A 22,073-nucleotide genomic window follows, 5' to 3' on the forward strand; every position below is an offset into this window, starting at 1 on the left:
CTACACCGAAACGACGAACGGTTCTCCGCCCGATCGACATCGTCGACGGGGAAAACACCGGCGACGGAAAATGAGCGTCGACCTGGCCGATCTCGCCCGCGCCTCGCCGTTCGCGTGATTGGGAGGAGCCCTCGGATCAGTACATGCCGAGCTGCAGGCGGGCCGCCTCGGACATCCGCGAGAGGTCCCACGGCGGGTCCCAGACCAGCTCGACGTCGACCTCCTCGACGCCCGGCAGCGCGGCGACGGCGGTCTTCGCGTCGTCGGCGAGGACGTCGCCCATCCCGCAGCCGGGCGCGGTCATCGACATCTTGATCTCGACGCGCTGGCCGCCCCCGGGCGCCTCGCTGAGCTCGCAGCCGTAGATGAGGCCGAGGTCGACGACGTTGACGGGGATCTCCGGGTCAAAGACGCTCTTCAGCTCCTCGAGCACCTGCTCGAGGTCGGCGGGGGCGCCGCTGCCAGCCGCTGCCGCGGGGGCCTCCTCCGGCGCCTCGAGGCCGAGCGCGTCGGCGTCCGCGCCGGCGACGCGCGCGAGGTAGCCGCGCATCGTCGTCACCGTGAAGGTGCCGCCGAGCGACTGGGTGACGTAGACCTCCTCCCCCTCGTGCAGCAGCATCTTCGTGCCACCGGGGATGAGGGTCGCCTCGCAGATGCGAGAGACGATCACCGGGCTGCGGGCCTCGCTCATCGTCACTCCGTCGACACCGGCTGCGCGCCCTCGTCGAGGGCGCTCTTCAGCGCGTGCCAGCCGAGGCTCGCGCACTTCACCCGCGCCGGGTACTCCGAGACGCCCGAGAGCACCGCGAGCTTGCCGAGGTGCTCCGGCTCGGCGACGGCGTCCGGCCCCTCGGTGAGCAGCGTGTGCACCTCTGCGAAGAGCGCGCGCGCCGTCTCTTCGTCCTCGCCCTTCAGCGCCTGGGTCATGAGCGACGTCGAGGCCTTGGAGATCGCGCAGCCCTGGCCCTGGAAGGAGATGTCCGCGATGCGGCCGTCGGCCATCTTCAGATAGAGGGTGATCTGGTCCCCGCAGAGCGGGTTGTAGGCCTCGACGGTCGCCGTCGCGTCCGCGAGCACCGCGAAGTTCCGCGGCGACTTCGAGTGCTCGATGATCACCTCTTGGTAGAGGTCGCCGAGCTCGCTCACCGGAAGGCCTCCTCCACCTTGTGCAGCGCGGCGACGAGCGCGTCGATCTCGGTCGTCGTCGAGTAGCAGCCGAGCGAGGCGCGCGCCGTCGCTGGGATGCCGAGGCGCTCCATCAGCGGCTGCGCGCAGTGGTGGCCGGTGCGCACCGCGACCCCCTCGCGGTCGAGGATCGTGCCGATGTCGTGCGGGTGCACGTCGGCGAGGGTGAACGAGAGGACGCCGACCTTGGCGGGCGCCGTCCCGACGAGGGTGAGGCCGGGCACCGCTTCAAGGGCGGCCGTGCCGTAGGAGAGGACCGCGGCCTCGTGGCGCTCCAGCCCCTCGCCGCGTATGCGCTCGAGGAAGCCGACCGCGCTCGCCAGGCCGACCGCGCCCGAGAGGTCCGGGGTCCCGGCCTCGAAGCGCTGCGGCGGCGCGGCGTAGGTCGTCCCCGAGAAGCGCACGGTGCGGATCATGTCGCCACCGCCCTGGTAGGGGGGCATCTCCTCGAGGAGCTCGCGCCGCCCCCAGAGCACCCCGATGCCGGTCGGCCCGTACATCTTGTGGCCCGAGAAGGCGTAGAAGTCACAGCCGAGCTCGGCGACGTCGACCGGCAGGTGCGGGACGGCCTGCGCGCCGTCGACGACGACGACCGCGCCGACGCCGTGCGCGCGCGCCGCGACCTCGCGCACCGGGTTCACGGCGCCGAGCACGTTCGAGACGTGGGCGAGGGCGACGATCCGCGTCCGCTCGCTGAGCAGCGAGTCGAGCGCCGAGAGCTCGAGGACGCCCGTGTCGTCGACCGGGAGGACGACGAGGTGCGCCCCCCGCTCCTCGCAGACGAGCTGCCAGGGGACGATGTTCGAGTGGTGCTCCATCTCGGTGACGAGGACCTCGTCGCCGGCGCGCAGGTGGGTGCGGCCGTAGCTGTGGGCGACGAGGTTCAGCGCCTCGGTGGTGCCGCGGGTGAAGATCACCTCGGAGTCCGCGGCGGCCCCGAGGAAGGCGGCGAGGCGCGCCCGCGCCCCCTCGTAGTCCTCGGTCGCCCGCTCAGAGAGGTAGTGCACGCCGCGGTGGACGTTCGCGTTGTGGCCGGCGTAGAAGGCGGTGATCGCGTCCAGCACGACCTGCGGCTTGTGGCTCGTCGCCGCCGAGTCGAGGTAGACGAGGGGCTTGCCGTAGGGACGGGTGGAGAGGATCGGGAACTCGGCGCGCAGCGCCTCGATGTCGAGGCGACCGAGCAGCGCCGCCTCGGCGACGGGGGTGGTCATCGGCCGGCCCGGCTCGCAACGGGCACCCGCTCGGCGACGAGCTCGTGCACGTGGCTGCGCAGGAGCGCCGGCTCGAAGCGCTCGAGGAGCTCGCCGACGAACCCCGAGATGAGGAGCTGGCGGGCGGCCTCCTCGGGGATGCCCCGCGAGCGGAGGTAGAAGAGCGCCTCGTCGTCGAGCTGCCCCACAGCCGCGCCGTGGGAGACCTTCACGTCGTCGGCGAGGATCTCGAGGCGGGGGCGGGTGTCCACCTCGGCCTGGTCCGAGAGGAGGAGGTTCTTGTTCGCCTGGCTGGCGTCGGTGCCGCCGGCGTCGAGGGCGACGAGCACCCTGCCGTTGAAGACACCGTGCGCCCGGTCGTCGACCACGCCCTTGTAGAGCTCGCGGCTCACGCAGTGGCCGGCGTCGTGGGCGATCGTCGTCGGGTTGTCGTGCTGCTGCTCGCCGTGGGGCATGAAAAGGCCGTTCACCTCGGCGGAGGCGCCCTCGCCGGTGAGGTGGACCTGCACCTCGTGACGGGCGATCGCCCCCCCGAGCGCGAGCGACTGCGAAGAGAAGTGGCTGTCGCGACCCTGGCGGACGTCGAGGGCGGCGAGGTGGAAGGCCTGCTCACCCTCGAGCTGCACCTTGTAGTGGGAGAGCGTCGCGCCCGCGCCGAGCACGATCTCGGTGACCGCGTTGTCGAGGTAGCAGCCGTCGGCGGCGCCGTAGTAGCTCTCGACGACCGTCGCCCGGCTGTGCGCGCCGGCGACGACGACGGTGCGGGGGCTCACGAGCAGCGGCCCGGCCGTGCGGCTCTGCAGGAAGACGAGGTGGAGCGGCGCCTCGATCACCGCCTCCTCGTCGATCACGAGGTAGGCGCCGTCCGCGGCGAAGGCGGTGTTGAGCGAGCCGAAGGTGTCCGAGGTGGCGAGCGCGGCGCGCAGGTGCGCCTCGAGGACGGCGCGGTCCTCGACGAGCGCCTGCGCGAGCGCCTTCACGCGAAAGCCCGCCGCGTCCCCGCCGAGGCGGGAGCGGGAGCTGTCGAGGTGTCCGTTCACGAACACGACGCGGGCGCCGCCGAGATCCGGGACGCGGGCGTCGAGGGCGGCGAGTTCCTCGGGCGCGGGCGCATCCGCGGCGACGGAGAGCTCGAGCGCGAGCAGCGGCGCGAGACGGGTGTAACGCCAGTCCTCGTGCTTTCGCGTCGGGAAGCCCTGGGCGGCGGCGCGCGCGTAGGCCTCGCGCCGCAGCGCGCCGAGCCAGCTGTCGTCGCCGCTGTCCTCGACGGGGAGGGGGCCCGCCCAGTCGAGGGTCGCCGTTAGTGCGGTCACTTCCCGCCCTCGCCGGCGCCGTAGCCGTGCGCCTCGAGCTCGAGGGCGAGCTCCTTGTCCCCCGAGCGCTCGATCCGCCCGGCGCGCAGCACGTGGATCCGGTCCGGGACGATGTAGTCGAGGAGGCGCTGGTAGTGGGTGATCACGAGCATCGAGCGCGCCGGGTCGCGGAGCGCGTTCACGCCGGCCGCCACCGACTGCAGGGCGTCGATGTCGAGGCCGGAGTCGGTCTCGTCGAGGATCGCGAGGCGCGGCTCGAGCACGGCCATCTGGAAGATCTCGTTGCGCTTCTTCTCGCCGCCGGAGAAGCCCTCGTTCACCGCGCGGCCGGTGAAGCTCGCGTCCATGTCGACGATCTTCATCTTCTCCTTGGCGATCGCGAGGAAGTCCATCGCGTCGAGCTCCTCCTCGCCACGGCTGCGGCGGATCGCGTTCAGCGCGGCCCGCAGGAAGACGATGTTGCCGACGCCGGGGATCTCGACGGGGTACTGGAAGGCGAGGAAGACACCGGCGGCGGCGCGCTCCTCGGGGGCGAGGGCGAGCAGGTCGACGCCGTCGAAGGTGACCTTGCCGGAGGTCACCGTGTAGTCCTCGCGCCCGGCGAGCACGTTCGCGAGCGTGCTCTTCCCCGAGCCGTTCGGCCCCATCACCGCGTGCACCTCGCCGGGGCCGACCTCGAGGTCGATCCCCCGCAGGATCTCGACCTCGCCGACCTTCGCGTGCAGGTCCTCGATCACGAGCATCAGCCGATGCTCCCCTCGAGGCTCACGTTGAGCAGCTTCTGCGCCTCGACGGCGAACTCCATCGGCAGCTCCTTGAAGACCTCGCGGCAGAAGCCGTTCACGATCATCGAGACGGCGTCCTCCGCGGAGATCCCCCGTTGGCGGCAGTAGAAGAGCTGGTCCTCACCGATCTTGGAGGTCGAGGCCTCGTGCTCGACCTGCGCGGAGGGGTGCTTCACCTCGATGTAGGGGAAGGTGTAGGCCCCAGAGCGGGAGCCGATGAGGAGCGAGTCGCACTGGGTGTGGTTGCGGGCGTTGTGCGCCGAGCGCAGCACGTTCACCGCGCCCCGGTAGGTGTTCTGCCCGTGGCCGACCGAGATCGCCTTGGAGAGGATCGTCGAGCGGGTGTTCTTCCCGATGTGCAGCATCTTGGTCCCGGTGTCGGCCTGCTGGTGGTTGGCGGTGAGGGCGACGGAGTAGAACTCGCCGACCGAGTTGTCCCCCTGCAGGACGACCCCCGGGTACTTCCAGGTGATCGCCGAGCCCGTCTCGACCTGGGTCCAGGAGATCTTCGAGTTCACGCCGGCGCACTTGCCGCGCTTGGTGACGAAGTTGAAGATCCCGCCGCGCCCCTCGGCGTCGCCGGGGTACCAGTTCTGCACCGTCGAGTACTTGATCTGCGCGTTGTCGAGGGCGACGAGCTCGACGACCGCGGCGTGCAGCTGGTTCTCGTCGCGCATCGGCGCCGTGCAGCCCTCGAGGTAGCTCACCGAGGCGCCTTCGTCGGCGATGATCAGCGTGCGCTCGAACTGCCCGGTCTCGGCGGCGTTGATCCGGAAATAGGTGGAGAGCTCCATCGGGCAGCGGACGCCCTTCGGCACGTAGCAGAAGGAGCCGTCGGAGAAGACCGCCGAGTTCAACGTCGCGAAGAAGTTGTCCCGGAAGGGGACCACCGAGCCGAGGTACTTGCGGACGAGGTCGGGGTGGTTGTGGACCGCCTCGGAGAAGGAGCAGAAGATCACGCCGGCCTCGGCGAGCTTGGCCTTGAAGGTCGTGGCGACCGAGACCGAGTCGACGACCGCGTCGACGGCGACGCCGCTCATCCGCTCCTGCTCGGCGAGGGAGATCCCGAGCTTGTCGAACATCGCGCGCACGTCGGGGTCGACCTCGTCGAGGCTCGCCAGCACCTTTTTCGGCTTGGGGGCCGAGTAGTAGATCATGTCCTGGTAGTCGATCGGGTCGTAGTGGACGTTCTGCCAGGTGGGCTCGCGCATCGTCTGCCAGAAGCGGAAGGCGCGCAGCCGCCACTCGAGCAGCCACTCCGGCTCATCCTTCTTCGCGGAGATGGCACGGATCACGCCCTCGTCGAGGCCACGGGGGACGGCGTCGGCGTCGAGGTCGGTGACGAAACCGTACTTGTACTCGCGGCTCGCGAGGTCGCGGACCTCGCTCTGCACCTCAGTCATCGCACGCCGCTCCAGCCCTCTCCTGACGCACTGGCCATCTCTGAACCTCGTCTCCTTCGTGGCGCCGACCACGTCCCACGGGCGGAGCCGCCGGAGCCTGCGCACAGGTTAGATTCGAAAGTTGTTACTTGCCAAACTAGCGAGAACGAGGGGTCGAGGGTACATTGACAGGCATGAGCAGCGCCCCACCGGCGCTCGCCGGCCTCTCGCCGGCGCAGCGACAGGTCCTCGTCGCGCTAAAGCGCCGCGGCGAAGCGACCGCCGAGGAGCTCGCCGAGGATCTCGGCATCACTGCGAGCGGCGTCCGCCAGCATCTCGCGACCCTCAAGTCGTCCGGGGTGATCAGCTCCCGCCAGGCGCGTGGGCGTCCGGGCCGCCCGGCGGACATCTTCCACTCGACCGAGCTCGCCGATGCCCACTTCCAGAGCGGCGCCGACGGCCTCACCCGCGAGCTGCTCGACCTGATGGCCGAGGAGGACCCGCAGCTGCTCCCCCGCATCCTCGACCGCCGCCGCGGGCACCGCGTCGACCAGGTGCGCGACCTGCTCGCCGGCGAGGAGGGCCTGGAGGCGAAGATGGATGCCCTCGTGCGCCTCCTCGACGGCGAGGGCTACCTCGCCGACGTCGAGCGGTCGGCGGGCGAGACGTACCGCCTCACGCTCCACAACTGCGCGATCTGGGCGCTCGCCTCGCAGTACGGGGAGACCTGCGACTCCGAGCTCGACCTTCTGCGCGAGGTGCTCCCAGGCGCCTCGATCGAGCGCTTCTCGCACAAGGTTGCCGGCGCCTTCGTCTGCGGCTACGAAATTCGCCCGCTCCTGCAGACCCACTGAGTTCTGGCCGTTGCGGCCGGCTGCCTCGCCTTTCGGCCGCCTGAGCACTCGGGGCTGGCTCTGCCGCTCGACGGTCCGGCAGCTTCCTAACATCGAGCCCATGAAGCGGGCGCTCCCGCGCGGCGCCACGGCGCTGCGCTTTACACGTCATCTGTTCGCGGCCCGCCGTGACCCAATCGCTTACGCCCGGCGCCTCGCACTGCGTCGCCTCGAGCGGGAGGAGGCGAACGTGGGCCGCGCGCTCCTGCACGCGATGCGCGCGCGCCGATGAGCGGCGACCCGCGCAGCGAGGAGCGCCTCGCGCACGACGAGGCCCACTACGGCCGCTGCCCGGCCTGCGGCGAGGTCCTCGCCTACTCCTATGAGGACGAGGCGGCGTTCTGTCCCTGCGAGGCCTCCCGCCACCCGGCGCTCGCCTCGATGCTCGCCGTGCAGGCGCTCCCGCCAGGCGAACAGCGCCGCAGATTCCTCGTCGGGGCGACGAGCATCGATGGCCGCACGACGACGATCGAGCTCGTCCTGCACGGCACGGATGACGCGGACACGGCGGACGGGAGAGCCCCGTCGGCCGCGGCGGAGCAACTCGCCCGCGGCCTGATCGCTGCCGGGGCGCGGCGCGGCACCTTCCACTTCCCGGCCGGGGCGGCCGAGGCCGGGAGCCTCGGAGCGACGCTCGCGGAGATCAAGGAGCGCGGCTTTGCCGCCTACACCTCGCTGCCGGGAGCCTGAAGGCGACCCACTCGGCCGGTTCGGTCACTTCGCCCGTCGGTGTCCCTCAGGGGAGGCGCAGGTCGTGCACGGCGTGCGCGGCGGTGCGCTCCGCGTCACTCAGCTCCCGCTCCCGCACCGGCGTCACGAGGCTGAGGTGGCCGCCGACCGGGCAGCGCTGCAGCCGCGCGATCACGAGGTCGAGGGACTTCACGGTGGCGCCGGGGAACCACACGGTCGTGAAGAGGTGGCCCCTCCGGCAGCGCACGACGAGGTTCGGCCCCATCTCGTAGCCGAGGCGTCGCCCGATGAGCGTCCCTCCCCCGACCACAGCGCCGCAGGACAGCGCGGTGAGGAGGGGACGCCTGGGCACCCGCCCATTCTCCCAGAGGCGCGTCCTCGGCAGCAATCGCCGGCCCGCGCCGGTCGCGCGCGGATTCCCCGAGCGTCGCGACCCGCTCAGCGCTATTTTGCGGAGGGTCCATTTACAGGGGGGCGGTATGGCAAATTTCTACGACAACTGGCTCGGCATGTGGGACAAGGCCGAGGAAGAGCGAGCCGCTTCACGACGCAATATCCATGAAGAGGAGCTCCAGTGGGTCGAGACCGCGCAGGATTTCCGCGCGGCATTGATGATCTCCCCGGAGACCGGATTCCGGACCTGGGGGACGACGACGATGACCGCTGAGATCCCTTCCGGTGGGCACACCGGAGCCCACAAACACGGCGAAGAAGCGATCCTCATCGTCGAGGGCACGGGCTACAGCGTGATCGACAACATCCGCTACGACTGGAAGCGCCACAGCGTCGTCGCCGTCCCCTTCGGCGCGGTGCACCAGCACTTCAACACCGGGGATGACACGGTCCGCTACGTCTCGATCCTCTCGGTCCACCTCGAGCACTACGCCGGCCTGCACCGCACGATCCAGGTCGAGCCCTTCGGCATGACGAGCACCGAGCCCGACGTCGAGCGCTCGCCGGACGGCCTCGCCCCGGAGGGCAACCGGATCGTGCTGCACCGCGAGGACGGCACCCGCCAGGGCGGGGAGACCGACGGGGTGCCCGTCCCCGAGATACCCGCGGAGATGCCGGAGTTCGACCCCGAGCACCCCCTCATCCTCGGCGACCTCGACGGCATGGGCCGCCTTCCGGTCGGCATGCACCACGGCGGCTCGTCGGGGGTCGGCTTCATGAGCTGCCGCCGCGAGGTGAACGGCTTCCGGGTCTACGAGAACGAGATCAGCGGCATCCTCTCCGACGAGCCGCACGCGTACGGCGGGATGCACGCGCACATGGAGGCGCACCTGTACTGCCTCGCCGGCCACGGCTACACGACGGTCGGTGACGAGAAGGTGGAGTGGAGAAAGGGCAGCGCATGGTGGGTGCCGGGGCCGCAGACCCCCCACCGTCACGTCAACGAGTCCGACGAGCACTCCGAGATGGTCCGCATCGCCTTCGGCATCCGCTACTTCTTCGAGCGTTCGGCGAAGCGCGAGTTCCCCTACCTCTACCTCTCGCCGCGTCAGGCCGTCCTCGAGCGGAGCTCGGCCGGGCGGAGCTGAGGGCCGACCGCGAGCCCGCCCCGGCCCGGCGAAAGCCGGCGCCAGGGCGGCGGCTCAGCCGAGCGTCGAGTAGTGCCGCGAGTCCGCCTGGCGGGACTCCGCCGTGGCCTCGACCCAGGACTCCTCCTCGGTGAGGATCGCCGTGGTGGAGCGCACCCGCTGCGCGACCGGCTCGAGGCCGGAGGGCGTTCCCCCGTCCCGGACCGCGTGCGCCTCGGCGACGAGGCGGCTGCGCGACGCGACGATCGCCGCGTCCGAGCTCCCGAGGCGCTCGCGGGAGGGGTCGAACTCCGGTCCCATACTCTCCTGCATCGCCGAGTCCTGGGTGCCGACCCCGGAAATTCCGCTGATCGAGATCATGTGCGCCTGCAGGCGGCGGTCGATGAGATAGTCGTTGTGCTCGTTCTGGATGGGGATGTTCGTCCCCGGCAGGCAGATCGCGTGAATTCCCAGACCGTTCGTGCAGAATTCCCGCTCGCGCGCGTTGAGCGCTCGCTCGGGGTGATAGGTGATGCTCCACGCCATGCAGTGCGTATCGTCGATCGGCACCCAGGCGTGCGCACCGATCGCACCGTCCCCGTCGCGCGGAATGAAGGTGTACCAGGGCATCAGCCACTGCGTGATCCGCCAGTAATAACCGCCGTCGGGAGCGTTCCTTCGGGCGCCGATGAGGAGGCCGTATTCCGTCGGCTCGATGAAGAAGCGCGGCGCGGTGTCGGCGTTCAGCAGCCGGGACTGGGTGAGCGGGCCGCTCCCGGACCAGTAACCGATGTCGGCGTGCAGGAACGAGACGTGGCTCGAGTCGATCCCGCCCTCCATCGCCTGGGTGAAGCACGTGTTCTCGAGGCGCCGGGAGACGAAGCGCTGCTCGGAGGGGACGATCGCCCACTCGAGCTCGGGGAGCGCCGGCATCAGCTCCGCCGGCCCCATGTAGGCCCAGATGATCCCGCCGCGCTCGACGCCCGGGTAGCTCGTCAGCTGCACGTGCTCCTTGAAGCGGCTGGCCGCCGGCTCGTTCGGCATGTCGATGCAGCGGCCGTCGACGTCGTACTTCCAGCCGTGGTAGGCGCAGCGCAGCCCGACCTGGCCGTCGGGCGAGCTCTCGCCCTCGTTGCGGCCGAAGAACAGCGAAGCGCGGCGGTGCGCGCAGAGCTCCTGCAAGAAGGCGATCCGCCCCTCCATGTCCCGGAAGCAGACGAGCCGCTCGCCCATCAGCTGGACGCGCACCGGGGCGGACCATCCGAGGGGGAGCTCGTCGGCGGGCAGCGCCGGCACCCAAAAGCGCCGCAGCAGCTCGCCGAGCTCGGTGCCCGGGCCCGTCTGGTTCAACAGCTCGGTGTCGTTCACGAAAGTCGGCATGAACCCCCTCGTCCCGCCAAGCCGCGGCGGACCCCACCCCCGGAGCGGGCCGATAGTACCGCGCGGCCACTCCGGCGCAGTCGTGTCGGACTGCGTCGCCGCGGCGCGCGTTGCGGGCTCCGTAACCGAAACGCAGTTCTTCCGCCAAGGACAAGGGACCCGCGCGGGCGCCTCGCGCCGCTCCTCAGCCATGCAAAAGTTTGCGGGGTTGACAAGTCACCGAGCGTGGTAGCGTGCCCCGCTGGGGCGGGACAAGCACCGCTAGCAGGGCGTTCTTGTGTGCAGGGCGGAAGCCGGCGCTGCAAGGGCAGCACCGGAGACATCCGTTCGAAATGTTGACGAGGGGGAATCGGGGGCCGGGAGGAGTGCGATTCCGGCGGGAGGGGACGCGGTGACGAACTTTTACGACAACTGGCTCGGAATGTGGGACCGGGCCGAGGAAGAGCGACGGCTGGCCCGCAAGAACATCCACGAGGAGGAGCTCGAGTGGGTGGAGACGCGCCAGGACGCGCGCGCCGCCCTGATGGTCGCCCCCGAGACGGGCTTCCGCACCTGGGGGACGGTCACGATGATCGCGGAGATCCCCCCGCACGCGCACTCCGGGGCGCACAAGCACGGCGAGGAGGCGGTGCTCATCGTCGAGGGCGAGGGCTACAGCGTCGTCGACAACGTGCGCTACGACTGGAAGAAGCACAGCCTCGTCGCGATCCCCTTCGGCGCGGTGCACCAGCACTTCAACACCGGTGAGACGACCGCCCGCTACCTGTCGGTCCTCTCCCCCCACCTCGAGCACTTCTGCGGGCTGCACCGCACCGTGCAGGTCGAGGACTGGGGGCGCACCACCACCGAGCCGGACGTCGAGACCTCGCCGAACGGCTACGCGGCGGACGGCTCGCGGGTGCTTTTGCACCGCGAGGACGCGATCCTGAGCAAGGGCGAGGGCGACGGCGTGCCGACGATGCCGAACGAGATGCCCGAGTTCGACCCCGAGCATCCGCTCATCCTCGGCGACCTCGACGGCATGGCGAGCCTGCCACCGGGCTTCCACAAGTCCCAGATCCTCGGCTACATGCGCATCGGCAAGGACACCAACGACGTGCGCATGCACGAGGTCGAGATCAGCGGCCTGCTCACCGATCCCCCGCACGAGTACGGCGGGATGCACGCCCACATGGAGGCGCACCTCTACATCCTCCAGGGGGAGGGGTACTCGACCGTCGGCGACGAGAAGGTCCCGTGGAAGACCGGCACCGCCTTCCACGTGCCGGGCCCGCAGACGCCGCACCGCCACGTGAACGAGGGGGACGTCCCCTCAGAGATGGTGCGGATCGCCTTCGGCATCCGCTACTTCTTCGAGCGCGCCGCGAAGCGCGAGTTCCCCTACCTCTACCTCTCGCCGCGACAAGCGGTGCTGGAGCGCAGCTCGGCAGGTGGTCGGTAAGGGCATCGCGGCAGAAAGCGGGCGGGGGTGAACCAAGCACTGCAGATCATCTGGCGGCGGGCGATCCATCTTGTCCCCGTCGCGCTCGCGGCGACCTTCGTCTCGTTCCTCCTCGTCAACCTCCAGCAGGGGAACACCGCGCTCGCCGTGCTCGGCACCAGCGCGACGCCGGAGTCGATCCACCAGTTCGACCTCAAGTACGGGCTCAACCACTCCCTGCTCTACCGCTACTTTTCCTGGCTCTGGCAGGCGCTGCACGGCCACCTCGGCTACTCGTACCAGACCCAGCAGTCGGTGGCCTCCGAGATCGTGCAGCGCTTCCCGGTCACCCTCGAGCTCATCTGCCTCGGGATCTTCCTTGCGGTGATCACCGCCGTCCCGGCCTCGATCCTCGCCGCCCGCCGCCCGATGAAGGCTGCCGACTGGATGGGCCGCGGCGTCGCGATGGTCGGCTTCTCGATGCCGGGCTTCGTGCTCGGGCCGCTGCTGCTCCTCGTCTTCGCCGTCAAGCTGAAGATCGTGCCCTCGGTCGGCTTCGTGCCGATCACCCAGAACCTCTGGCAGAACCTGCGGATCATGATCCTGCCGGGGGTGGCGCTCGGCTTCGCCTTCTTCGCCACCTACTCGCGGATCCTCCGCGGCGACATGGTCGACCAGCTCTACGGCGAGGAGTACGTCCTCACCGCCCGCTCCAAGGGCCTCAGCGAGTGGCGGGTGCTCATCCGTCACGTCTTCAAGAACTCGCTCTTCTCCTTCATCACCGTCCTCGGCACGAACGTCGGGGTGCTCATCGGGGGCGCCGTCGTCACCGAGACCGTCTTTAACCTCGCTGGCATGGGGGGGCTCCTCAACTCGTCGGTCCAGCAGAAGGACTCGCCGGTCGTGCAGGGGCTCGTCGGCGTGATCTGCCTCTCCGTGGTGGTCGCCAATCTGCTCACCGACATCGCCTACCTGCTGCTCGACCCGAGGGTGCGCTATGGCTCTGCCCACTGAGGCGGTCCCCCTCCGGCGCTTCGGCGCGCTGCTCGACGGCCGGGCGCGCTCGATCCGCCTGAAGGGCAACCTCGCGATGATGATCCCGCTCGGGATCCTCCTGCTGATGGTGCTCGCCTGCTTCTTCGGCCCCGCGCTGTTCCACCTGCCGGCCTACCAGGACGGCAACCTCGCGAACGCGAACCTCGGCCTCGGGCAGCAGGGCCACCTGCTCGGCACCGACCCGCTCGGCAACGACCTGCTCTCGCGGAGCCTCGTCGGGGGGCGGGTGTCGATCGAGGTCGGCCTCGGGGCGACGCTCGCCGGCGTGCTGATCGGCAGCAACCTCGGGATGCTCGCGGGCTACTTCGGCGGCGCCCTCGACACCGCGCTGATGCGCCTCATCGACGTGCAGCTCGCCTTCCCGGCGCTCATCCTCGCCCTCATCATCGCCGAGTACCTCGGCCCGAGCGAGTTCCACGAGGGGATCGCCCTCACGGTGCTCTCGGTCCCGAACTACGCCCGGCTCTCACGCGCGGGGACGCTGCGGATCCGCGAGCGCGAGTTCGTGGTCGCGACGCGCATCATGGGGGCGCGCCGGCGCCACATCACCCTCCGGCACATCTACCCGAACATCGTCCCGAGCCTGATCACGATCTTCCCGATCACCGTCTCGGTGGTGATGCTCGTCGAGGCGACGCTCTCCTTCCTCGGCGCCGGCATCCGGCCCCCCGCCCCGAGCTGGGGGAACATGGTCTACGCCGGCACCCAGTACCTGGAGACGGCGCCGATCAACGTGATCGTCCCCGGAGCCTTCCTCTTCGTCACCGTCTGTTGCCTGAACCTCGTCGGCGAGCAGGTCCGGGCGAGGTTCGGCCGATGAACCAGGTGCGCACCCCCGAAATCGAGGTGCCGAGCCACCTCCTCCCCGACGCCGAGGCCTCCGGTGGCGAACGGTTGATCGAGGTGCGCGACCTGCACGTCACCTTCCGCCAGAAGGCGGGCGACGTCCACGCCGTGCGCGGCGTCTCCTTCGAGCTCACCCGCGGCAAGACCTTCGTGCTCGTCGGCGAGTCGGGCTCGGGGAAGTCGGTCACCGCGCGCTCGATCCTCGGCCTCGTCCCTTCGAACAGCTTCTCGTCGAGCGGATCGATCCGTTTCGACGGGGAGGAGCTGCTCGGCCGCAGCGAGAAGGAGTGGCGCGCGATCCGCGGCCGCGGGATCGGCATCGTCTTCCAGGACCCGACGCGCTCGCTCAACCCGACCATCAGGGTCGGCGCGCAGATCGCCGAGGGGGTGCACGAGACCCTCGGCCTCAGCAGGGACGACGCCTCCAAGCGGGCGATCGAGCTCCTCGACCTGGTGGGCATCCCCTTCGCCGCCGAGCGGGCGCACGACTACCCCCACCAGCTCTCGGGGGGGATGCGCCAACGGGTGATGATGGCGATCGCGATCTCGGGCAAGCCGAAGGTGCTCATCGCCGACGAGCCGACGACGGCGCTCGACGTCACCACGCAGGCCCAGATCATGGAGCTCTTGCAGGGCCTGCAGCGCGAGTTCGACATGGGCCTGTTGCTGATCACCCACGACATGGGCCTCGCCTTCAGCTACGGGGACGAGATCGGCGTGATGTACGCCGGCCGCATCGTCGAGCGGGCCGCCGCCCAGACGCTCCGCCGGCGGGTGCGGATGCCCTACACGCGGGGGCTCCTCGACTCGGTCCCGCGCATCACCGACACGCCGCACAGCGTGTTCCCCGCCCTCTCCGGGCGACCGCCGGACGCGAGCCACCTCCCCGCGGGCTGTCCCTTCGCGCCGCGCTGCCGCTACGCGCAGGACCGCTGCCGAGAGGCCGAGCCGCCGCTCGCGGGGGACGAGCCGGGGCAGGAATACGCCTGCTGGTTCCCGCTGTGAGCGTCATCGAGAGCGGGACCGAGATGCTCCTCGAGGTCGAGGGTCTCGTTCAGGAGTTCGCGACCTCGGGGCGGGGGGCGCGGCGACGGGTGCAGGCCGTCTCGGGCGTCACCTTCTCGATCGCGCCCGGCGAGACCCTCGCGCTCGTCGGCGAGTCGGGCTGCGGGAAGTCCTCGCTCGCCCGCGCCATCCTGCAGTTCCCGCGACCGATCTCCGGGTCGGTGCGCTTCAACGGCCGCGACCTCACGCAGCTGACCGGCGACTCGCTGCGGCGCGGCCTCCTCGGCCTGCAGGTCGTCTTCCAGGACCCCTACAGCTCGCTCGACCCCCGCTACCACGTCGAGGACATCGTCGCCGAGCCGCTGCTCGTGAACGGGATCGGCAACGCGCAGGAGCGACGCGCCCGCGTCACCGAGCTCCTCGAGGCGGTGGGCCTCGACATCACCCTGCACGGGCGGCGGCGCCCGCGCGAGCTCTCCGGCGGCCAGTGCCAGCGCGTCGCGGTGGCACGCGCCCTCGCGCTCCATCCCCAGCTCCTGATCTGCGACGAGCCCGTCTCCTCGCTCGACGTCTCGGTGCAGGCGCAGATCCTCAACCTCTTCGAGAAGCTGCGGCGGGAGTTCTCGCTCTCCTATCTGTTCATCACCCACGACCTCTCGGTCGCCAAGCACGTGAGCGACCGAGTCGCCGTGATGTACCTCGGAAAGCTCGTCGAGACGGCGCCGGCCGAGGACCTCTTCGCTGCGCCGCTGCACCCCTACTCGGCGGCCCTCCTCTCGGCGATCCCCGACGAGGAGGCGACGACCCAGCGCATCCGCCTCACGGGCGAGCTCCCCTCGGCCGCCGACCCGCCGTCGGGGTGCCGCTTTCGCACCCGCTGCCCCTACGCGCAGCCGGTCTGCGCCGAGAAGGAGCCGCCGCTCGTCGAGCTGCGGGCGGGGCACGCCGTGGCGTGCCACTTCCCGCTCCTCGCCTCGACCGAGACCGCCGCTGCACCACAACCCGTCGCGACCGCCGCGCACGGGGCGACCGAGATCACCGTGACCGGGGAGACGACATGAGCTTTGACGGTGGGCACCACTCGTATGTGAGCGACGCGCTCACGGTGACGTCGGCGCACGACAATCCAGCCCTCGCGGAGAACTGGAACCGCATCATCGTGCCGGAGGAGATCAAAGAACGCATCCTCAACCACGCGATCCTCGCCATCGAGCTCCGCAAGCACGGCCTCGGCGGCGTGGGGTTGCCGTTGCACGGCCTCGTGCTCCTCTCGGGCCCTCCCGGGATCGGCAAGACCTCGCTCGCCCGCGGCCTCGGCAGCGAGGTGGCGCGCGTCTTCGGCGACCGCTACGGCCAGGTGCGCGTCGTCGACGTGAACATGCACATCCTCCCTTCCGAGCTGCTCGGCCGGACCCAGCGCAACATCGTGCAGCTCTTCGAGGAGGAGCTCCCCCAGCTCGCCGAGGCCGGCCCGCTGATCGTCGTCCTCGACGAGGTCGAGGTGCTCGCCGTCGCGCGCTCGCAGGCCTCGATGGACATCAACCCCGCCGACGTCTTCCGCGGCACCGCCGCGCTCCTCGGGGCGTTGGACTGGCTGGCACGCGAGATCGCGGGGGCCTTCGTGGTCGGGACGACGAACCTCCCGGGGCTCCTCGACGAGGCCGTGACCTCGCGCGCCGACGCCGTCGTCGAGCTCCCGCTGCCGACGGCGAACGTGATCCGCGACATCCTCGCCGACACCCTCCGGGAGCTGCAGCGGCTCTTCCCCGGGCCCGTCGAGATCGCCGACCAGCCGGAGCTCGCCGAGGTCGCCGAGGTGCTCCTCGGCATCGACGGCCGTCAGACCCGCAAGTTCATCGCCGACGTGCTGGCAAGCAGCACCGAGACCGCGCTCGACCCCTCCAAGCTCAGCCTCGACCTCCTCTACTCCAAGGCCAAGGAGCGCGTCGCGCGATGACCAGGACGCCTCCGGAGCTGGCCCGATGACCGCGGACCTCGAGCGCGAGCTCGACCGCTACGGGGAGTTCCTCGCGGTCCCCTACGTGGCGGTCATCTACTCCGTCGAGCGCGAGGACGGCGAGTGGGTGCGGCGCGCCGAGTACCCGGAGCTGCCGGACTGCGCGGCCGAGGCCGACACGGCGACCGAGGCGATCGAGCAGCTGGAGCGCGAGCGCGTGCGGGTGATCGTCGAGCTGTTGCGCCGCGGCGAGCAGCCGCCGCGGCCGCGGCCGCCGCTGCGCTCGGGGATCTCGGGGCTCTCCTCGATGACCGTCAGGGATCTCCTCCTTACGGTGTTGCCGGACGTGGAGGTGCCGTAGGGAAGGGAAGGCGCCCCTCGAGAGGGGTCAGAGGTTGTGCGATGGCACGCCGGTGGCGTGCAGGGGGTTGACGAGATGAAGACGCTTGCGTCGGTGGTGGTCGGGCTCGGCGAGTCCGAGGTACGCGAGATCGAGGTGCCCGAGGTCGGGAGCGACGGCGGCTGGATGCGCGTCGAAGCGACGGGGGTCTGCGGCAGCGACGTCGGCGCCTACCTGAAGCGCCAGGGCCCCGACCGGATTCTCGGCCACGAGGTCGTGGGCACCGTGCACCAGCTCGGCCCGGACGCCGAGCGGCGCTGGGGGCTGCGCGAGGGCGACCGGATCATGATCGAGGAGTACATCCCCTGCGGCCACTGCCGGCTGTGCCGCAGCGGCGATGCCCGGCTGTGCGCCGAGACCGACACCTTCGCCGGCGGCGCGGGCGTGATCCGCTTCGGCTCCACCGGCCTCGACGTCGCGCCCGGGCTGTGGGGTGGCTACAGCCAGTACATGTACCTGCACCCGAACACGATGTGGCACCGGGTGCCGGAGTCGATCCCGGCCCACGAGGTGCCGCTCGCGCTGCCGCTCTCCAACGGCTACGAGTGGGCCTACCGCGAGGGCGGGGCGGCGCCGGGTAAGGCGGTGATCGTCATCGGTCCGGGGCAGCAGGGCCTCGGCGCCGTCGTCGCCGCCAAGGAGGCGGGCGCCTCGCTCGTCATCGTCGCCGGCCTCACCAAGGACAAGGGACGCCTCGAGATGGGTGAACGCCTCGGTGCTGACCGCACCGTCGACGTCGAGCAGCAGTCGCTCGTCGAGGTGGTGCGCGAGCTCACCAACGGCGAGATGGCCGACGTCGTCGTCGACGTCGCCGCCGGCAACGAGCAGACCCTCGCGTCGGGGATCGACTGCCTGCACATGCGGGGGACGATGGTCTGCGCGGTCGGCGAGCCGACGCCTACGGTGAACATGGGGGCGATGCGCGCCCGCATGCTCACCCTGAAGGGGGTGCGCGGCCACAGCTACCGCGCCGTCGACTGGGCGATCGATTACCTCGCGCACGGTCGCCTGCCCTACCGCGAGATCACCGCGCCGGCGCTCGCGCTGAGCGAGGTGGACGCCGCCATCCGCCGCACCGGGACGAGCGACGTGATCCACGTGAGCGTCGACCCGTGGACCTGAGGCGCGCCGCCGCTGCCGGCGGCCGCGCGGGCGATTGATCACACCGGCCGCCGAGTGAGAGGAGGAACGACGGATCTGCGATGAGGCGGGGCGCACCGCGTGCCACCGTTTGTGGGGAGGCTTCTTCGGGCCCCTCCGGTCACCGGAGGGGGATAGGGGATACGCATGAGACGAACACGATTCAAGTCCTGGGCCGGCACACTCGCCGCCCTCCTCGTCACCGCCACCTTGGCCCTGCCGGCGGCGGCGAGCGTGAAACCGCACGCCCCTGTCCTTCCGGGCAAGAACGGCGGCCACCTCACCGTCGTCAGCGTCCAGGCGAGCGGCGCCTGGGTCGGAATGGACCCGTTCCTGCCGAACATCCCGCCGGGGACGGCAGCGATGTTCCCCGTCTGGGACCCGCTGTTCAACATGAACCCGGCGACCAACTCGATCGAGCTCAACTCGCTCGCCACCGGCTACCACGTGACCGGTGGCGGCCTCGCCGTCACGATCGAGCTCCGCAAGCACGTGAAGTTCCAGGACGGCACGGCCTTCAACGCCGCGGCGGTGGTCTGGAACCTCGAGCGCTACGCGAGCGCGACGGTGAACTCGGAGTGCACCTCCTACCTCGCGGTCGTGACCTCGGTCGTCGCCTCGGGCCCTTACACCGTGGTGATCCACCTGTCGGCCCGTGACGCCGGCCTCATCCCGCTGCTCGCCACCCAGCAGTGCGCGCTGATGGTCTCACCGACGGCCTACCAGGCCGAGGGTGCGAGCTTCACCAACGACCCCGTCGGCACCGGCCCCTACAAGTTCCAGAGCGGCACCCCCGGGTCCGTGGCGAACTTCGTCCGCTGGACCGGTTACTGGGGCGGCAAGCCGCACCTCGACGAGGTCACGGTCGAGACCGTCACCTCGGACGCGAACGCCCTCACGGCCCTCCAGTCCGGGACGGCGCAGGCCTGGCTGAGCTTCGTCGACATCGGCGCGGTGCCCCAGATCCTGCAGGCAAAGGCTGATCCGAGTCTCAGGGTCTCGCACGGCGTCGCGGCCTCGATCACCTACGTGACCTTCTCCTTCACCCACTCGCCGTTCGACAACGCCCTGCTGCGACAGGCCGTGACGTACGCGACGAACCCGAAGGCGATCGACGCGGCGCTCTATCACAACGTCTTCAAGCCGGTGGAGGGCGTCTTCCCGCCGGCGAGCTGGGCCTACTCGGGGAACCTGAGGGGCTACCCCTCCTACAACCCGGCCAAGGCGCAGGCGATCGTGAAGCAGCTCGGGGGCAGCGTGACCTTCAACATGCTCGTCTCCGCGGTGCCGACCCAGGTGCAGCTGGCCGACGCCCTGCAGGCGCAGTGGCAGGCGGTGGGGATCAACGCGCAGATCCAGCCGGTGACGACGGCGACGCTGATCACCAACCTCCACGCGCTCACCTACGCGGCGTTGCAGATCAATTCGCCGGGACTCCCCGACCCGGACAACATCGCCTACCGGTGGTTCTACTCCGGCAGCGCCCTCACCCAGAACGGGCTGAAGAGCGCGGTCGCTGACAAGCTGATCCTCGCCGCACGGTCGAGCTACGGCCGGGCGGCGCGGGTCGCGGACTACCACAAGCTCAACAACTACCTGTCGAGCGTCACCCCGTGGGACGACATCGCGGCGACGAACCCGTACAACATCGTCGCGAAGAACCTGCACGGGCTGCCGGCGACGCCGTACTCGCTGTTCCCCTGGGAGAGCGCCTACTTCTCCTAGGTCACGAGCGATGCGGAACGGGCCCGGGCAGCGACCCGGGCCCGTTCCGCGTCCGCGCTCAGCCCGCGACGCTAAAGCGCCCGACGAGCTGGGCGCTGGCGAGGACGTGCTCGGCGGAAAGGAAGCGAAACTTCGCGTAGGTCGTCGTCGCGTCGAGGCCGAGCGAGGCGACACCGAGGGCGTAGACGGTGAAGATGTAGTGGTGGGGCTCGTCCCCCGGAGGGGGCGCCATCCCGCCGTAGCGGGGCTCCCCCCAGTCGGTGAAGCCGTCGACCCAGCTCCCCGCCGCCGTTCCCGAGCCGGCCGCGAGCTCGTGGACCCCGGCGGGGATGTCGAAGCGCACCCAATGGACAAAGCCGACTCCCGTCGGCGCGTCCGGGTCCCAGCACGTGAGCGCGAAGGAGGCCGTGCCGGGCGGCGCTCCCTCCCAGGCGAGGTGCGGGCTCAGGTTCTCCCCAGCCGCGTAGGGATGTGCGGCCCGCGCCGGGAGGGCGCCGCCCTCCTCGAAGTCGTCGCTGCGCAGTTGCATGCCCGCTCCCTTCTCGAACGTGCGCGCCGTTCTAGCGGCCCCGGCGGGCGCCGACGACCGCCCGGATCGCGCGCACGCATTAGTCCCCATGGGCCTGGCGGCCACCCTCGACCCATGAAATGCTCGCGATGGCTGTCGGGCGCGGTCGTCGAGTTTTCCTTGCAGCCGAGAGCGCGCAATTAGTCTGACGCGAGGACCGTGGAGGACCTCCGACTGTCGCTACGAGCACGAACCCTAGATTTCGCTTCGCCAGGTCCTCCCCCGACAGCCTCCAGGTCAATTTGACGGAGGTGATGGTTGATGAAGCGGATCAGAGATCGGGTCGCCGGGCTCGACGTGCATCGGGACACCGTCGTCGCGTGCTGTCGCATCGCCGATCCGAGCGGTGAGTTCGAGGTGAGCAAGCAGAGCTTCGCCACGACTCGCAAGGGACTCGGCGAGCTCGCGGCCTTTCTTTCGGGCGCTGCGGTCGGCACCGTGGCGATGGAGGCGACCGGCGTCTACTGGAAGCCCGTCTACTACGCCCTCGAGGGACTGTTCGACGAGCTGTGGCTGTGCAACGCGCAGCACGTGAAGAACGTCCCCGGCCGAAAGAGCGACCTCTCCGACGCGGAGTGGCTGGCTGACGTCGCGGCACACGGCATGGTTCGACCCTCGTTCGTCCCACCACCCGAGATCCGCGAGCTGCGCGAGATCACCCGCTACCGGAAGACCCAGTCAGACGCCCGCGCCCGCGAGATCCAGCGCCTCGAGAAGGTCCTCCAAGATGCCGGCATCAAGCTCACCTCGGTCGCCTCTGCGGTCTGGAGCGTGTCCAGCCGCGAGATGATCGAGGCGCTCATCTCGGGCATCCGTGATCCCTCCGTCCTGGCCCAGATGGCCAAGGGCACGATGCGCAAGAAGATCGACCGTCTCGAGGAAGCCCTGTCGGGCCACTTCGGTGAGCACCACGCCATCGTCTGTCGCCAGATCATCGCCCACATTGACTTCCTCGACGCCTCGATCGGGGCCCTCACCGCGGAGGTGACGACACGGCTCGCCCCTTTTGAAGCGGCGGTCGCGATCGTCACCTCGCTGCCGGGGATCTCGAGGAGGACCGCCGAGGTGATCGTCGCCGAGACCGGCGCGGACATGAGCCGCTTCCCGAGTCCCGGCCAGCTCTGCGCCTGGGCGGGTATGGCACCGGCGAGCTATGAGTCCGCCGGCAAGCGCCGGCCGGCGGGCACGCGCCACGGCTCGCAGTGGCTGCGGCGCGCCCTCGTCGAGGCAGCTCGCTCCGCGGCGCGCACGAAGAACAGCTACTACTCGGCCCAATACGCGCGTATCGCCCGACGGCGGGGTGCGAACAAGGCGGCCGTCGCGGTCGCGAACTCGATGCTGTTCACCATCTGGCACCTGCTCAGCACAGGCCAACTGTTCGAAGACCCCGGTGCCGACTACTTCGAGCGCCGTCACGATCCGGCCGTCGAGGCGAAGCGACTCGCTCGGCGGATCGAGGCGCTCGGCTTCGACGTCAGCTTGATCGAGAAGGCTGCATAGCCCTTCAGTCCACCGACAACTTCACCCGTTCCTGCCGGACCGCGGCCTCGACGCGCGCGCCCAAGTCGGTGCCTGGAGAAGGCATTTCACCCTAGGG

23 protein-coding genes are annotated in these 22,073 nt (G+C 70.2%); 14 read left to right on the top strand and 9 right to left on the bottom strand.

What is annotated here, in order from left to right; all coding sequences use genetic code 11:
• Positions 1-136 precede the first annotated feature (136 nt).
• The 6 genes from sufT to sufB are packed head-to-tail and all read right to left on the bottom strand — an operon-like array spanning position 137 to position 5,897.
• The gene (gene sufT / locus VNF07_08975; protein HVB06357.1) at positions 137-691 is read right to left on the bottom strand and encodes a putative Fe-S cluster assembly protein SufT; all 555 of its coding nucleotides are present in this window, start codon (positions 689-691) and stop codon (positions 137-139) included.
• A gap of 2 nt (positions 692-693) precedes the next feature.
• On the bottom strand, positions 694-1,146 hold the full coding sequence (locus tag VNF07_08980; protein HVB06358.1) for an SUF system NifU family Fe-S cluster assembly protein: 453 nt from the start codon (positions 1,144-1,146) through the stop codon (positions 694-696).
• Positions 1,143-2,396 (bottom strand): cysteine desulfurase, encoded by a 1,254-nt coding sequence (locus VNF07_08985; GenBank protein ID HVB06359.1) that lies wholly within the window; start codon positions 2,394-2,396, stop codon positions 1,143-1,145. The genes VNF07_08980 and VNF07_08985 overlap by 4 nt, the downstream gene beginning before the upstream one ends.
• Positions 2,393-3,709: a Fe-S cluster assembly protein SufD gene (sufD, locus tag VNF07_08990; protein HVB06360.1), complete on the bottom strand. Its 1,317-nt coding sequence runs from the start codon at positions 3,707-3,709 to the stop codon at positions 2,393-2,395. The genes VNF07_08985 and sufD overlap by 4 nt, the downstream gene beginning before the upstream one ends.
• Positions 3,706-4,452, bottom strand: a complete 747-nt coding sequence (gene sufC, locus VNF07_08995) for a Fe-S cluster assembly ATPase SufC (GenBank protein HVB06361.1) — start codon at positions 4,450-4,452, stop codon at positions 3,706-3,708. Before sufC ends, sufD begins: the two co-directional genes overlap by 4 nt.
• Positions 4,452-5,897, bottom strand: a complete 1,446-nt coding sequence (gene sufB, locus VNF07_09000) for a Fe-S cluster assembly protein SufB (protein ID HVB06362.1) — start codon at positions 5,895-5,897, stop codon at positions 4,452-4,454. Before sufB ends, sufC begins: the two co-directional genes overlap by 1 nt.
• 173 nt (positions 5,898-6,070) lie before the next feature.
• Here sufB and VNF07_09005 point away from each other — a divergent pair, with 173 nt between their 5' ends.
• From VNF07_09005 to VNF07_09015, 3 genes are all read left to right on the top strand, one after another.
• The gene (locus VNF07_09005; GenBank protein ID HVB06363.1) at positions 6,071-6,730 is read left to right on the top strand and encodes an ArsR family transcriptional regulator; all 660 of its coding nucleotides are present in this window, start codon (positions 6,071-6,073) and stop codon (positions 6,728-6,730) included.
• Positions 6,731-6,830: 100 nt separating this feature from the next.
• Complete coding sequence (locus tag VNF07_09010) at positions 6,831-7,001, top strand: hypothetical protein (GenBank protein ID HVB06364.1); 171 nt, start codon at positions 6,831-6,833, stop codon at positions 6,999-7,001.
• The gene (locus tag VNF07_09015) at positions 6,998-7,459 is read left to right on the top strand and encodes a hypothetical protein (protein HVB06365.1); all 462 of its coding nucleotides are present in this window, start codon (positions 6,998-7,000) and stop codon (positions 7,457-7,459) included. The genes VNF07_09010 and VNF07_09015 overlap by 4 nt, the downstream gene beginning before the upstream one ends.
• 46 nt (positions 7,460-7,505) lie before the next feature.
• Here VNF07_09015 and VNF07_09020 read toward each other — a convergent pair whose 3' ends face one another.
• Positions 7,506-7,811 carry a hypothetical protein gene (locus VNF07_09020; GenBank protein HVB06366.1) on the bottom strand — a complete coding sequence of 102 codons (306 nt, stop codon included), beginning with the start codon at positions 7,809-7,811 and terminating at the stop codon, positions 7,506-7,508.
• 127 nt (positions 7,812-7,938) lie between these two features.
• Here VNF07_09020 and VNF07_09025 point away from each other — a divergent pair, with 127 nt between their 5' ends.
• Positions 7,939-9,000, top strand: a complete 1,062-nt coding sequence (locus tag VNF07_09025; protein HVB06367.1) for a cupin domain-containing protein — start codon at positions 7,939-7,941, stop codon at positions 8,998-9,000.
• A gap of 54 nt (positions 9,001-9,054) precedes the next feature.
• Here VNF07_09025 and VNF07_09030 read toward each other — a convergent pair whose 3' ends face one another.
• Entirely contained in the window at positions 9,055-10,359 is a 1,305-nt protein-coding gene (locus tag VNF07_09030; protein ID HVB06368.1) for a Rieske 2Fe-2S domain-containing protein, read from the bottom strand.
• Between the two features lie 391 nt (positions 10,360-10,750).
• Here VNF07_09030 and VNF07_09035 point away from each other — a divergent pair, with 391 nt between their 5' ends.
• From VNF07_09035 to VNF07_09075, 9 genes are all read left to right on the top strand, one after another.
• Complete coding sequence (locus VNF07_09035; GenBank protein HVB06369.1) at positions 10,751-11,800, top strand: cupin domain-containing protein; 1,050 nt, start codon at positions 10,751-10,753, stop codon at positions 11,798-11,800.
• A gap of 27 nt (positions 11,801-11,827) precedes the next feature.
• On the top strand, positions 11,828-12,793 hold the full coding sequence (locus tag VNF07_09040; GenBank protein HVB06370.1) for an ABC transporter permease: 966 nt from the start codon (positions 11,828-11,830) through the stop codon (positions 12,791-12,793).
• Positions 12,777-13,655 (top strand): ABC transporter permease, encoded by an 879-nt coding sequence (locus VNF07_09045; GenBank protein HVB06371.1) that lies wholly within the window; start codon positions 12,777-12,779, stop codon positions 13,653-13,655. The genes VNF07_09040 and VNF07_09045 overlap by 17 nt, the downstream gene beginning before the upstream one ends.
• On the top strand, positions 13,652-14,686 hold the full coding sequence (locus VNF07_09050) for an ABC transporter ATP-binding protein (protein HVB06372.1): 1,035 nt from the start codon (positions 13,652-13,654) through the stop codon (positions 14,684-14,686). Before VNF07_09045 ends, VNF07_09050 begins: the two co-directional genes overlap by 4 nt.
• A complete protein-coding gene (locus VNF07_09055) occupies positions 14,683-15,747 on the top strand; it encodes an oligopeptide/dipeptide ABC transporter ATP-binding protein (protein ID HVB06373.1) in 1,065 nt (354 codons plus the stop codon). Before VNF07_09050 ends, VNF07_09055 begins: the two co-directional genes overlap by 4 nt.
• Positions 15,744-16,643: an AAA family ATPase gene (locus VNF07_09060; GenBank protein ID HVB06374.1), complete on the top strand. Its 900-nt coding sequence runs from the start codon at positions 15,744-15,746 to the stop codon at positions 16,641-16,643. The genes VNF07_09055 and VNF07_09060 overlap by 4 nt, the downstream gene beginning before the upstream one ends.
• A 25-nt stretch (positions 16,644-16,668) precedes the next feature.
• Positions 16,669-17,004 (top strand): hypothetical protein, encoded by a 336-nt coding sequence (locus tag VNF07_09065; GenBank protein ID HVB06375.1) that lies wholly within the window; start codon positions 16,669-16,671, stop codon positions 17,002-17,004.
• Between the two features lie 75 nt (positions 17,005-17,079).
• Complete coding sequence (locus tag VNF07_09070) at positions 17,080-18,165, top strand: zinc-binding dehydrogenase (GenBank protein HVB06376.1); 1,086 nt, start codon at positions 17,080-17,082, stop codon at positions 18,163-18,165.
• Positions 18,166-18,330: 165 nt separating this feature from the next.
• Positions 18,331-19,908: an ABC transporter substrate-binding protein gene (locus tag VNF07_09075; GenBank protein HVB06377.1), complete on the top strand. Its 1,578-nt coding sequence runs from the start codon at positions 18,331-18,333 to the stop codon at positions 19,906-19,908.
• A 58-nt stretch (positions 19,909-19,966) separates the two neighbouring features.
• Here the strand turns inward: VNF07_09075 and VNF07_09080 are convergent, their stop codons facing one another.
• On the bottom strand, positions 19,967-20,437 hold the full coding sequence (locus VNF07_09080; protein HVB06378.1) for a YbhB/YbcL family Raf kinase inhibitor-like protein: 471 nt from the start codon (positions 20,435-20,437) through the stop codon (positions 19,967-19,969).
• A gap of 300 nt (positions 20,438-20,737) precedes the next feature.
• Here VNF07_09080 and VNF07_09085 point away from each other — a divergent pair, with 300 nt between their 5' ends.
• A complete protein-coding gene (locus VNF07_09085) occupies positions 20,738-21,976 on the top strand; it encodes an IS110 family transposase (GenBank protein ID HVB06379.1) in 1,239 nt (412 codons plus the stop codon).
• The last annotated feature ends 97 nt before the right edge of the window (positions 21,977-22,073 follow it).

The sequence above is a fragment of the Acidimicrobiales bacterium genome (assembly GCA_035533595.1).
GTDB lineage: Bacteria > Actinomycetota > Acidimicrobiia > Acidimicrobiales > Bog-793 > DATLTN01.

What these genes read in the sequence shown, in the direction of transcription:
- sufT (HVB06357.1), bottom strand. Translation starts at nt 691, where the DNA reads ATGAGCGAGGCCCGCAGCCCGGTGATCGTCTCTCGCATCTGCGAGGCG.
- VNF07_08985 (HVB06359.1), bottom strand. Translation starts at nt 2,396, where the DNA reads ATGACCACCCCCGTCGCCGAGGCGGCGCTGCTCGGTCGCCTCGACATC.
- sufC (HVB06361.1), bottom strand. Translation starts at nt 4,452, where the DNA reads ATGCTCGTGATCGAGGACCTGCACGCGAAGGTCGGCGAGGTCGAGATC.
- sufB (HVB06362.1), bottom strand. Translation starts at nt 5,897, where the DNA reads ATGACTGAGGTGCAGAGCGAGGTCCGCGACCTCGCGAGCCGCGAGTAC.
- VNF07_09005 (HVB06363.1), top strand. Translation starts at nt 6,071, where the DNA reads ATGAGCAGCGCCCCACCGGCGCTCGCCGGCCTCTCGCCGGCGCAGCGA.
- VNF07_09010 (HVB06364.1), top strand. Translation starts at nt 6,831, where the DNA reads ATGAAGCGGGCGCTCCCGCGCGGCGCCACGGCGCTGCGCTTTACACGT.
- VNF07_09015 (HVB06365.1), top strand. Translation starts at nt 6,998, where the DNA reads ATGAGCGGCGACCCGCGCAGCGAGGAGCGCCTCGCGCACGACGAGGCC.
- VNF07_09025 (HVB06367.1), top strand. Translation starts at nt 7,939, where the DNA reads ATGGCAAATTTCTACGACAACTGGCTCGGCATGTGGGACAAGGCCGAG.
- VNF07_09030 (HVB06368.1), bottom strand. Translation starts at nt 10,359, where the DNA reads ATGCCGACTTTCGTGAACGACACCGAGCTGTTGAACCAGACGGGCCCG.
- VNF07_09045 (HVB06371.1), top strand. Translation starts at nt 12,777, where the DNA reads ATGGCTCTGCCCACTGAGGCGGTCCCCCTCCGGCGCTTCGGCGCGCTG.
- VNF07_09050 (HVB06372.1), top strand. Translation starts at nt 13,652, where the DNA reads ATGAACCAGGTGCGCACCCCCGAAATCGAGGTGCCGAGCCACCTCCTC.
- VNF07_09060 (HVB06374.1), top strand. Translation starts at nt 15,744, where the DNA reads ATGAGCTTTGACGGTGGGCACCACTCGTATGTGAGCGACGCGCTCACG.
- VNF07_09065 (HVB06375.1), top strand. Translation starts at nt 16,669, where the DNA reads ATGACCGCGGACCTCGAGCGCGAGCTCGACCGCTACGGGGAGTTCCTC.
- VNF07_09070 (HVB06376.1), top strand. Translation starts at nt 17,080, where the DNA reads ATGAAGACGCTTGCGTCGGTGGTGGTCGGGCTCGGCGAGTCCGAGGTA.
- VNF07_09075 (HVB06377.1), top strand. Translation starts at nt 18,331, where the DNA reads ATGAGACGAACACGATTCAAGTCCTGGGCCGGCACACTCGCCGCCCTC.
- VNF07_09080 (HVB06378.1), bottom strand. Translation starts at nt 20,437, where the DNA reads ATGCAACTGCGCAGCGACGACTTCGAGGAGGGCGGCGCCCTCCCGGCG.
- VNF07_09085 (HVB06379.1), top strand. Translation starts at nt 20,738, where the DNA reads ATGAAGCGGATCAGAGATCGGGTCGCCGGGCTCGACGTGCATCGGGAC.